The following is an 11,653-nucleotide window of genomic DNA, read 5'->3' on the forward strand; positions in this document are numbered from 1 at the left end:
TAATGTTGATGTTTATTATTTCTATTATTGGTGTAAACCACTAATAGTACACGTATTTACTACCTATGTCGTTGGTGTTAAATACTAACAGTATACCTATTTATTACCTCTATTATTGGCGTTAAAAACCAATAGTATTGGTGTTTATTATCTCTATTATTAGTGTTAAGCACTAATAGTAATGGTGTTTATTACATATGTTATTGGTATTAAACACTAATAGTATATGTGTTTACTATATGCATTATGGTGTTAAATAGCAATATTATAGATTTTTATTATTCAATGAAGCTAATTTCTAATGCGGATTTGGCGATAAATGTTTAATTTTATAAAAAAATATAAACCCTATGAGAAAATTAGTAGTAGCGATTTGCGCAATGTTTCTTTTTAATATCCAAATTCAAGCACAAGTGAAACAAAACATTTATCAGTTCAAAGTAGAAGACTTATATGGTAAGACTTTTGATTTTGCCACTCTAAAAGGCAAAAAAGTAATGATTGTTAATACCGCTTCAAAATGTGGATTAACACCACAATATAAAGATTTAGAAGCTTTGTATAAAGAGTATTCAGCCAAAGGATTTGTGATTATTGGTTTCCCAGCCAATAATTTTGCTTCACAGGAACCTGGAACCAAAGAAGAAATCGCAACGTTTTGTCAACAAAACTATGGTGTAACTTTCCCTATGATGGATAAAGTTTCTGTAAAAGGGGATGATATGTGTGCCGTTTATCAATTTTTGACTCAAAAGTCTAAAAATGGATTAGAAGATTCAGAAGTACAATGGAATTTCCAAAAATACCTTATCAATGAACAAGGAGAATTGGTAAAAGTAATTTCTCCAAAAACTTTACCAACAGATCCTGAAGTGGTAAAATGGATTAAGGGATAGTTTTTTAAAGAATTATCAGCTTAAAAAAAAAAAGAGTTTGCTAGTCAAACTCTTTTTTTATGATTTCAATAATTCGATTTTCAATGCCGGGTTCCGAATCAGAATGGCCTGCATTTTCAATATAAAGTTCTGAATTATTTAATTTTTGATGTAAAGTTTCTGCATATACCAAAGGACAGATGCTGTCGTTTCTACCATGAATGATTTTAACTGGAATTGATTGTATTGCACTAATATTCTGAAGAATGTAATTGTCTTCTATAAAACAATTATTGATTAGGTAATATGCTTCCATTATTGAAAGAGAACAATATGCGAACTCTTTTAAAATAGATTGGATTTGAGTCTCAGTGATATCATTCTTAAATATTGAGATTTCATAATATGCCCATTCATACGAAAAAAAATCTTTTTCTTTATCAGTGCCATTAAGCATTTTATCTAAATAATAAGCTGCAATGTTTTCTTGATTTACTAAAGGGACATTGCTTTTAAATCGATTCCATTCCTTTGGGAATTGATTTTCAACACCACCGTTAATAAAGTATTCAATAGATTCTTTATTAGCTAGAAAGACTCCTCTCAGTAGCAAACTTTTTACTTTTTCTGGATTTTGAATTGCATAAACAAGACTTAGAGTAGTTCCCCATGAGCCACCAAAAACATGGGCTTTCGGAATGTTTAAATGCTCTAAAAGCTTATTTATATCATTTACTAAATCTTGTGTGGTATTTTCTTCAATGCAACCAAATGGAAGACTTTTTGAAGAACCTCTTTGATCAAAGAAGATCACTTTTTGTTTTTTAAAATCAAAAAAACGTTTATCGCTATCAGAAAATCCTGCTCCTGGTCCACCATGTACAAACAATATAGGTGCATCGTTCGTATTTCCGCAAACTTCATAGTAAATAGAATGGATATCGCTTACTTGTAAATATCCTTTTTTGATAAGGTTGTCTTGTTTCAATTAAATGTATTTTTGGTCTAAATTAGTGTAATGTATAAATGTGGTTTGCATTTCTAACTGATTTCTAAAAAAACGGAATACTGAAAACTACCCTTTAGCTATAACTTCTTTAACTGTAGCTTCATAATTCCTAATGCTTTTGGACTTTTTAATGTTTTTATGAACTTTATGTGGATTAGAAAATATAACTGAAAAGTATTCCCATAAATGATGCATTTTCAAAAGTATGTGAGTTTGTCCAGATAATGATTCACTATAACCTTCATACAAAGTATCATGAAAAGCACTGAATAATTCCATTTTGTTTTTTGGATATTCCAAAGCATTGCTTTTGATCATGCTAGGCAAAAATGGATCTGCAATTAATCCTCTACCAATCATCCAATGGTCAATAGATGGAAAACGTTGTTGCATTTCATGAAACTTTGCAACCGAAGTAATATCTCCGTTATAATACAGTTTATGCTTTGTATTGTCAATGCAATGCTGAAACGCATCCAAATGAACGCCTCCTTTGTACAACTGTTTTCCAATACGTGCATGAATCGCAATATTCTTAATTGGGTATTTGTCTAAAATAGGTAATACATCTAGAATTTCTTCGGTAGTATCATATCCCAAACGCATTTTCATAGAGACAATAATGTCGGTTTCAGAGTGTGCTCTGTCAAGAATGTGATTAATTTTTTCGGTATTACTAATAAGACCAGAGCCCATCCCAGATTTGGTAACCATTGGATACGGACAACCTAAATTCCAGTTCAATTCTTTGTAACCCAATTGCTGAACATATTTGGCGACAAATAAAAACTCCTCTGCATCATTGGTTATGACTTGTGGAATAACTTCCAGTCCAACATTATTTTCGGGAAGAAGGTCTCTTTCGTAAGATGATTTTATTACCAATTTTCCGTTCAAACGGATGTATGGCGAATAATAAGTATCAATACCTCCAAAATATTTGTTGATAGCATTCCGAAAACGAAAGTCTGTAAATCCTTGTAATGGTGAAGAAAGCAGGGTAAAGCTCATAGTATTTGTAAAAGTGCAAAGATACTATAAAGTTATAAGTCGAAAGTTTATAAAGTAATAAAGTCGAAAGTATTCTTATTATAAACAGATCAGATAATTTAACTTAACTACAATGACTTTAAGACTTTCGATTTTATGACATTGGACTTCATATCATTCCAATATCAATTGCATAAATACCGAATGAAGCCAACGATCAAATTTATAGGCTGAGTCTTTAATGGTTCCAACAGTTTTGAAACCAAATTTCTCATGAAAATCGATGCTGCTTTGATTTTCTGCATCGATTACTGCAATCATAGTATGCAGATTTTGCTTTTTGGCCAATTGGATTAATTCCTGCAGTAACAGTTTTCCAATTCCTTTTCCGTGATAGTCTTTATCTACATAAACAGAATGCTCGACAGTATATTTATAAGCTTCTCGGAATCGGAATTCACCATACATCCCAAAACCAACCACTTTGTCATTTTCTTCAGCAACAATTACAGGGAAATTTTTCTTGATTTTATCATCCAAGAAACCTTTTTGTTGTTCGTAAGTTCGAATGTTATAATCGTATATAGCAGTTGAGTTTAGAATATTATAATTGATAATGTTCAAAATCGCTTGCGTATCTTCGGTTTGGTATGATCTTAGTTTGATTTCCATTTAGTAAAAATTTGTTGCTCAAAATTAAGAAAAATAGACCAAAAGAAACCGAAAAGCAATCGCAAGTTTGTAACTTTGTATTCACAAAAACATACAAATGATTTACCCCAAAATACCTTTAGCACAAAGCATTCTTCAAATTTTTTTAGCAAAAGAAATCACCAATATCATCATATCTCCCGGTTCAAGAAATGCACCACTTACGATAGGTTTTGCCAGTAATCCTGCTTTTCAATGCTACAGTATTGCCGACGAGCGTGCTGCTGCTTTTTTTGCTTTGGGAATAGCGCAACAAACTGGTAAGCCCACTGTGGTGGTTTGTACTTCGGGATCGGCATTGTTGAACTATTATCCAGCTTTTGCGGAAGCGTTCTATAGCCAGATTCCTTTGATTGTGGTTTCGGCAGACAGACCTCATAGCAAGATTGACATTGGCGACGGACAAACCATTCGTCAGGGAAATGTATTTGCGAATCATTCTTTATACAATGCCAACTTATTGGAAGAGGTTTCGGAAGAAAACGATCGAAAAATAAATGAAGCCATCAACACAGCCATAGCCAAAAAAGGGCCAGTACATATCAATGCACCCTTTGAAGAGCCTTTGTATGAAACGGTTTCAGAGCTAAGTGTCAACAGTACCATTTTTGCTTCCGCAAAAGTTAATCGTACGGTAGACATCAAAGATTTACAGGATTCTGCTGCTCTTTGGAACAAAGCCTCCCGAAAATTAATATTGATAGGGGTAAATGAACCTAATTCAATTGCTGAAGAAACGATTGAAGGATTTGCCAATGACGAATCGGTGACGGTGATGACCGAAAATACTTCAAATGTGAGTCATCCAAGTTTCATAAGTAACATCGACACCATTATAACGCCTTTTACAGCTGAAGATTTTGAGGCTTTTCGTCCAGAAATTTTAGTCACTTTCGGTGGAATGGTAGTCTCAAAACGTGTTAAAGCTTTTTTAAGAAAATACAAACCCAAACAACATTGGCATATTGATACATTAAGAGCATATGATACTTTTGGTTGTCTGACAAAACATTTTGAGGTTGATCCTAATACTTTTTTCAATGCTTTTTTGCCATTAACCTCAAAAATTGAAAGCAATTATTTTTCTCAATTGAATGCGGTTAAAGTCTTGCGTAAAGAAAAACATGATATCTATTTATCTAAAATTTCTTTTACAGATTTTAAAGTTTTTGAGAAAGTGATTCAGAGTTTGCCACAAAACAGTCAATTGCAAATCAGTAACAGTTCGGCTATTCGTTATGCACAATTAATACCGATAGACCCATCAATCGAAGTGTATTGTAATAGAGGAACCAGCGGAATAGATGGAAGTACTTCAACGGCTATTGGTGCGGCTGTTGCCAATGTCAATCCTACGGTTTTTATAACAGGTGATATTGGGTTTTTATACGATAGTAATGCACTCTGGAACAATTATATCCCGAAAAATTTTAAAATCATTTTGATTAATAATGGAGGTGGGGGGATTTTTAGAATTTTGCCAGGACATTCGGAAACACCTGTTTTTAATACTTTTTTTGAAACTACCCATAATTTGACAGCAGAAAATTTGGCAAAAATGTATGGCTTGGATTATAGCATTGCCAATGATGAGACGAGTTTATCCAAAGGTTTAGATTTGTTATATGCCCAAAACGACAAACCAAGTATTCTGGAGGTTTTTACTCCAACATTAGAGAATAATGCCGTTTTATTACAGTATTTTAAGGAGTTGACTTAATTTTGTTTTGAAAACTTTTAAATAGGTCACTGTTTATTTCTGAAAGTCTGTACATGGTAAGTATAGATTGCAGATTCTAATGCAGTTATTTATTTAAAAGTTTTGAAAAGAAACCTTTTGACTTTGTTTTTACATTATTAGCGGGTATCACTACTTCTTCATTAGCATTTATCACTACTTCTTCTTGGATATTAGAAATTCTAAATTTTCTAAAATCTTCTAATTTCTTATTTAATGTAGATTTTAACAGTTTTATTTTTCTTGTGTCTTTCATTTGTATAAATTTTTGATATTTGTGCGTTTTTTTATGCTAAAATACTTTTTTTTATCATATATATGTGTATTTTTGTTTAAAAAGATAGTTAAATGGATTTCGGAAAATTAGAAAAAACTGGTTTGGAAACTGCTTTAGTCTTCAACAAAAATGGAGATGTTGTTGATTCATTTAAAATAGAGTTTGCAACAAATATAGCAGCAATGTCTAATGTTATTTTTACAATGTGTAAAGAAATGTTGGAAGATATGCAATTTAGTGATTTGAAACAAATTATTCTAAAAACGGATTCGGGATTATTAGTTGGAAATAAATTAAATGATGATTTATTTTTAATTACAACTACAAGTGATATTTCTAAATTAGGCTTGCTTCTTAAAGTAATAGATAATTTAGCTCTTAAATCTTAACCAATAATTATATATACTATGTCAGACTTTTTAAAACAATTCGGAGAAAACCTAAAAGAGAATATGCCAGGTTTTATTGCTGTTGCAATTGCTGAAATCAAGAGCGGAATTTCTTATTATTCATTGACAACTGTAGATTCTTTTGATCCAGAGTTAGCCTCGGCTTTTAATCTGGAAGTTGTAAAGTCAAAAATGAATGTTATTGCTTCTTTAGGATTAAAAGAGAAAATTGATGATATTATTTTTACTCTTTCTACACAAATTCATATTGTGGATGTTTCCGATAATGGAGAATACTTAATTTACTTAGCGGTAGATTCTACAAAAGGAAATATTGGAATGACTAAAGCTATGCTTAATCGTTATAAAAAAGATATCGAGTCTAAAATTTAATTTATTGTTGTAAAATTACAGTTAAATGAAAATTTTAAATTAGATTCTTATCATTTTTGATTATTAAATATTTATTTAGAGAATATTTGAATTCTCTATTAAAAGAAGGCCTTAAGCATTTATGTTTTAAGGCTTTTTTTTTGTGCTTTCTTGTTGTGAATGACATATTAATCTTCTGTTATTGTATAATATAATCCGATGTTCTGGTATGTTAAACTCATCTTTAGGAAAGAGATATTCATTTGGTCTATATTTGCGTATATGATGACATTTCATCAATGTTTTTATTATTTAATGAGAACAAAAAAAAACACTCATAAAAAAATACAAGTGTTTGTTAGATAATCCGAATTAATTTTTAGAACCCTAAATGTTGGAAAATAATAGGATTTATTAAAATTGCGTAAAAATCAGGAAGCCTTTTTTTCGGTAAAAAGTGAATTTTTAATTTTTAGCTCAATACTTTCCCTTTCTTTCTTTAGTATTATTGATAAGTAATAACATAAAACTAACGCTGTAGAGCCAAGTGTTCCCATAAAAATCCAGTTCGCCTGATAAGAATATGCTTCAATAATCGTCATACTCATTTTTGCACTTAAGATGTGGGCAAAACTATAACTCATTGTAAATATAGCTATATATCGTCCTTTGAGATTCATATGAACTCTGCTCATGGCAAATGAATTAGCAAAAGGAAAGGTAAGCATTACTCCAATTGACATAAAACACACCATAAGAATTAAAACACCGCTCCAGCTACTAAAAAGCATTAATAATAAACTTATTGACATTGATAGGATTCCTAAGGAAATTACTTTAATCCTGTCTATATTTTTCTCTTCGACAAACCTCACTATCGGAAGCTCGAAAAGAATTAAAATCAATCCGCTAAAGCTCAATAGTAAGCCAGTTTCAAATTCGGTAAAATTAAATTGCTCTTTATAATATAATGGCAGGGTTGTGAACATTTGAAAAAATAATATTCCAGTTGCCATTGTAATAATTAAATGCAATAAAAAAGGTTTATCACTCAAAATAATTTTATTTGAATTAGTGTCGCTTTTTATCTTTTTGAGTTTAAAAGGCAATTTCTTTTCTTTTATCATAATGCTAAAAATTGAAATTGCAAGTATGCAGGTTAAACCATCAACCCAGAATAATCCACTGTAGCCAATTTTCATAATTATCAATCCACCCAAAGCAGGGCCTATTAGGAAGCCTGTATTTATTGCCATTCTGGTTAATGTTAAGGCTCTGGTTTTTGTTTCTTTGCTTTCATAAGTGTCCAAGGCTAGTAACATTGCCGGTCGATACATATCAGCAACGGAGGTCAAAATTAAAATCCCTATACAAAGGCTTTCAAATGAAGTTAGATATTGTAAGACAATAAAGATTATTCCGCTTGTAAATAAGCTAAAAACCATCACTTTGTAAAAACCTATTTTATCTGAGAGTTTGCCGCTTAACCAAGAGCCAATTATGGAACCAACTCCAAAGAAAAACATTATCCATCCGATTTGGCTATATGAAAAAGATAAATTTTCTTTCATGTATTTGGAAAGAAAAGGTATTACCATAGTACCCGCACGATTTAGGAAAGTGATGAAAGTCAGAATCCAGATTTCTTTGCTGAATCCTTTAAAATTTGTTAAGTAGTTGTTTACCATATTTTTTTAGTAGGTTGAGTGGTTTAAAATGTCTGTATTGTACTTAAGTTTATCTATAAAATAAAATCTTTTTTTAGGGTATAAAGATTTTTTTTACAGTTTTGCAAACATACTAATTTGAATAAATAAATATTGAAAGTTACAACGAAAAATTAATATATCAGATTTTTACAACAATTTAATTTACATCTGTAATAAATACGCCAAAATGCGAGATTTCTAACAATTATTTAAAAAAGGTTGTCTTTGTGAAATTTTAAAAAGAATCGTTTGAAAAAAATTATAAATTGTCATAAAATATATTTATTCAACAAGATATAAAAAACGTTTTCAATATTTAAATATTTGTAAATATATTATTTAGTATGTTTTTAGTAATTAATTTAATTTGTAGTATTTGTTTTTAAATATTATAAAAGAACATTTCTTAAGGTTTAAAATTGGATTTATTTAAAAGAGAAAAAATTTATGAAAATTTAATGAATAAAAATCGCACACTTTGATAATAAATTGCTAAATTTGAGTGTGTTATAAAAGTGGAAGTAAAAACCTTAAATATATTTTTATGAGTGCAAAAGACGTATTAATTGTAAAGTATGCAGCCGATTTGAAAGAAAAATGCGGGATTACACCAGATATGGACTTGTTGACAAAAGTGACCACAGGTTGCGGTCCGTCCATATATAATCCAGATTCTTCTATTATTGCGGGAACTCAACAATCCGAAATTGCGACGGTAAAAAATAATTTTTTAATCAAGAAATTGGGTTTGACTGATGGCCCTGAGCTTTTAAAAGGAATTGATGCTGTTTTGGAAAAATATGGAAGGTCAAATAAAAGTAAATATAGAGCAGTAGTTTATTATTTACTAGCTCTACATTTCGGAAGGGAAAGTGCTTACAATTAAAATTATTAAACTATTAAGAAAGCGTCTTTAGCAGGCGCTTTTTTTTATTAATAATGTTTTTTAAAATCCCATTTTCAAAGTTCGTACCTTTGCACCTTAAACTTAGTTGTTAACACAACTTAGAATCTCAATAAAAATGATTGAAATAGGAAAATACAATACGCTTACTATATTGCGTGACACTAAAGTGGGTTTGTTTTTAGGTAACCCAGAAAAAGACCCTGAAGGAATACACGATATACTTTTACCTAATAAATATGTGCCAAATGAATTTGAAATAGGTGAGGAGCTTATTGTTTTTGTGTATTTGGATCATGAAGAGCGTCCGGTTGCCACAACTTTGGAGCCTTATATATTACTGAATGAGTTTGCTCTTTTACGTGTAAATTATACCAATCAAATAGGTGCTTTTATGGATTGGGGTATGGAGAAGGATATATTGGTCCCATTCAAAGAACAGGCGCGTCCTATGGAGAAAGGAAAACGCTATTTGGTTTATCTTTATATGGATGAAAAAACCAATCGTTTGGTGGCATCCAGCAAACTGAACCAATTTTTGAAAAATGACCATCTTACCGTTGAAAAAGGCGAAGAGGTGGAGCTTATTGTTTCTCATATCACCGAATTAGGTATTAATGTAATCATCAATGAACAACACAAAGGTTTATTGTATAAGGATGAAGTTTACGATGATGCTATACGTACGGGAGATCGTATGCGAGGATATATCAAGAATATTAGACCTGATAACAAGATAGATGTTTCTTTGCAAATTCAGGGTTATCAGAGTATAGAACCCAATGCCGAAAAGATTCTGGATGAACTAAGAGCCAGTAGAGGTTTTTTACGTTTAACGGATAACTCACATCCCGAAGACATCAAAACGGTTTTAAAGATGAGTAAGAAAACCTTTAAAAAGGCTATTGGTGCCTTGTATAAGGAAAAGTTAATCGAGATTAAAGAAGATGGAATCTATTTAGTTAAGGAATAAAAAAAAGGAAGGCTAATCATTTTGATTAGCCTTTCTCTTTTACTTTTGTTTGTACCCTATAGATATAAACAAAAATAAAACATTTTCGAACATTTTAAAAAGTATATTCAAGCACTTTATATACTTAACGTATATGTAATACAAGTAATCACAAAGCGTAAATTACTTCATTAAATGGTTTGTCTATAAATCAAAGCATTAACTGTATATAGTAAAGTATAAATTTCACATTAAAACCATTGGTTATCTATACATTTAAAGATTACTATCTGTTATTATACTTGTGTAAAGTAGTTGGATTGTAAATCTTTTACTTAACCCTTAGGTGTTACTTTCTATGAATTACTATTTTGGCAAACACGTCATTTATTTGCTTGTACTTTAAAATAGTTTTTGTGTAAATTATATAATTTAAAACCATAAAAATAGAAGCGACAATAATTTCAAATTCACTCAAAAAAATCATTTTTTAGGTTAATAAATCAGTGAAAACTCGGTGCTAATCTGAATTAATAACTAACGTTGATTTTACTATAGAATAATGATTAGCATGAGTTAAAATTAATAATTATTTGTTCTCACCGATGTTAAAATCTAATTTATTTTTAAATTTTAACGCATCTATTTGATTTGAATTTTTATTGAAAGAAACAATTTAATAAAATGATTTTTAGTATGTTAAAAATTCTTATGGATTAAAATTGCATATTGAGATTTAATCCCCAAATGGCCTTGTTGGCTCCTTTATCAAAACCTATAGGGGCCAAACTTAATTGTGTTTTAGTTTTATCTTTATAACCAAAACTATCTAATAATGTATTGAAAGGGTCTATTAAAAATAATGAGGTATAGCCTAGAAATCTTGATTTCAGAACTTTTCTGTCATGTCTTAAAATGCTTTTTTTGGCATAGAAAAATCCTTCACCGACAACAGAGCCTAATACAGGTGTAATGATCAAATCTTGTTTGGATGGAATTTCGGCAAATGCTTCGATTCCATATTCCCAAAAACAGGTGGACATAAAAGCGGAGTATAAAAAAGATTCAAAAATACTAAAACCACTACTTCTTGCTGTCATATAATAAACACCTCCAGAATAAGGATGTGTAACCCAGTTTAAAACCCAGTCATCATTATCCCAAACTGGGCCTGCTTTTACATTTTGTTTCCATTTATAGGTAATTCCATTTTCTTTCATCGCTTCCTTGTCCCAATTGGTTACACTTTCGGGCATGGAATAAAGAACTCCAAATGCGATTATAGCAGCTCCTAAATACATACTAGTATCATAACCTAATCTTCTGTAATCTCTTTTGGCAGGAGGATATGCGATGCTGTTTTGTTGTACCAATGTGCTATCCGCAAAAGAAAGCATGTTGTAGTTGTATGGAGTTATATTTTCTGTACTTTCCTTTTGAGAATTAGAATAGACAATTGTATTTTGAGAAAGTGACGACGGTAATTGATTCTGGTTGTTTATTGACTGTTCTGCCTGTTGTGCAAAAATGGCATTTCCAGAAAGTAAAATTATAAAGGCGTATAAAAAGGGTTTAAGTAGATTCATTTTAGGATATAATACTTTTAAAAAGATGACCAAATATGTATTTGGGTTGAAGTTATAAATTGTTTTTGCTCTCATAACTGTTGAATTGCAATCCTTTCGAAATTGAATTTATCAAGTTTTTAAACGCGGCAAATATAATTA

The 11,653-nt window shown here is 30.6% G+C and carries 12 protein-coding genes; 6 read left to right on the plus strand and 6 right to left on the minus strand.

What is annotated here, in order from left to right; all coding sequences use genetic code 11:
- Positions 1–380: 380 nt before the first annotated feature.
- Complete coding sequence (locus AC1DY0_RS11195; protein WP_477188745.1) at positions 381–896, plus strand: glutathione peroxidase; 516 nt, start codon at positions 381–383, stop codon at positions 894–896.
- A 40-nt stretch (positions 897–936) separates the two neighbouring features.
- On the opposite strand, the gene pip is transcribed toward AC1DY0_RS11195, so the two are convergent.
- The 3 genes from pip to AC1DY0_RS11210 all read right to left on the minus strand — a co-directional run bounded on the left by pip (position 937) and on the right by AC1DY0_RS11210 (position 3,546).
- Complete coding sequence (gene pip, locus AC1DY0_RS11200; RefSeq protein WP_477188681.1) at positions 937–1,863, minus strand: prolyl aminopeptidase; 927 nt, start codon at positions 1,861–1,863, stop codon at positions 937–939.
- An 87-nt stretch (positions 1,864–1,950) separates the two neighbouring features.
- Positions 1,951–2,895 (minus strand): tRNA dihydrouridine synthase, encoded by a 945-nt coding sequence (locus tag AC1DY0_RS11205; RefSeq protein WP_477188682.1) that lies wholly within the window; start codon positions 2,893–2,895, stop codon positions 1,951–1,953.
- A 153-nt stretch (positions 2,896–3,048) separates the two neighbouring features.
- The gene (locus tag AC1DY0_RS11210) at positions 3,049–3,546 is read right to left on the minus strand and encodes an N-acetyltransferase family protein (protein ID WP_477188683.1); all 498 of its coding nucleotides are present in this window, start codon (positions 3,544–3,546) and stop codon (positions 3,049–3,051) included.
- A 97-nt stretch (positions 3,547–3,643) separates the two neighbouring features.
- Here AC1DY0_RS11210 and menD point away from each other — a divergent pair, with 97 nt between their 5' ends.
- Positions 3,644–5,305, plus strand: coding sequence for a 2-succinyl-5-enolpyruvyl-6-hydroxy-3-cyclohexene-1-carboxylic-acid synthase (gene menD / locus AC1DY0_RS11215; RefSeq protein WP_477188684.1), 1,662 nt, complete (start codon positions 3,644–3,646; stop codon positions 5,303–5,305).
- A gap of 85 nt (positions 5,306–5,390) precedes the next feature.
- Here menD and AC1DY0_RS11220 read toward each other — a convergent pair whose 3' ends face one another.
- Positions 5,391–5,579 (minus strand): hypothetical protein, encoded by a 189-nt coding sequence (locus AC1DY0_RS11220; RefSeq protein WP_477188685.1) that lies wholly within the window; start codon positions 5,577–5,579, stop codon positions 5,391–5,393.
- Between the two features lie 92 nt (positions 5,580–5,671).
- On the opposite strand from AC1DY0_RS11220, the gene AC1DY0_RS11225 reads away from it, so the two are divergent.
- Together AC1DY0_RS11225 and AC1DY0_RS11230 are read left to right on the plus strand one after the other, a co-directional pair.
- Positions 5,672–5,989 carry a roadblock/LC7 domain-containing protein gene (locus AC1DY0_RS11225; protein ID WP_477188686.1) on the plus strand — a complete coding sequence of 106 codons (318 nt, stop codon included), beginning with the start codon at positions 5,672–5,674 and terminating at the stop codon, positions 5,987–5,989.
- Positions 5,990–6,007: 18 nt separating this feature from the next.
- On the plus strand, positions 6,008–6,382 hold the full coding sequence (locus AC1DY0_RS11230) for a hypothetical protein (protein ID WP_477188687.1): 375 nt from the start codon (positions 6,008–6,010) through the stop codon (positions 6,380–6,382).
- Between the two features lie 410 nt (positions 6,383–6,792).
- Here AC1DY0_RS11230 and AC1DY0_RS11235 read toward each other — a convergent pair whose 3' ends face one another.
- Entirely contained in the window at positions 6,793–8,049 is a 1,257-nt protein-coding gene (locus AC1DY0_RS11235) for an MFS transporter (RefSeq protein WP_477188688.1), read from the minus strand.
- Positions 8,050–8,614: 565 nt separating this feature from the next.
- Between AC1DY0_RS11235 and AC1DY0_RS11240 the strand changes: the two genes are divergently transcribed.
- Complete coding sequence (locus AC1DY0_RS11240) at positions 8,615–8,956, plus strand: DUF2853 family protein (protein WP_477188689.1); 342 nt, start codon at positions 8,615–8,617, stop codon at positions 8,954–8,956.
- Positions 8,957–9,092: 136 nt separating this feature from the next.
- Positions 9,093–9,947: a CvfB family protein gene (locus tag AC1DY0_RS11245; RefSeq protein ID WP_477188690.1), complete on the plus strand. Its 855-nt coding sequence runs from the start codon at positions 9,093–9,095 to the stop codon at positions 9,945–9,947.
- Positions 9,948–10,642: 695 nt separating this feature from the next.
- On the opposite strand, the gene AC1DY0_RS11250 is transcribed toward AC1DY0_RS11245, so the two are convergent.
- Positions 10,643–11,512 carry a DUF3943 domain-containing protein gene (locus AC1DY0_RS11250; RefSeq protein WP_477188691.1) on the minus strand — a complete coding sequence of 290 codons (870 nt, stop codon included), beginning with the start codon at positions 11,510–11,512 and terminating at the stop codon, positions 10,643–10,645.
- Positions 11,513–11,653: the final 141 nt, after the last annotated feature.

The organism is Flavobacterium sp. P1_E4, assembly GCF_056405915.1.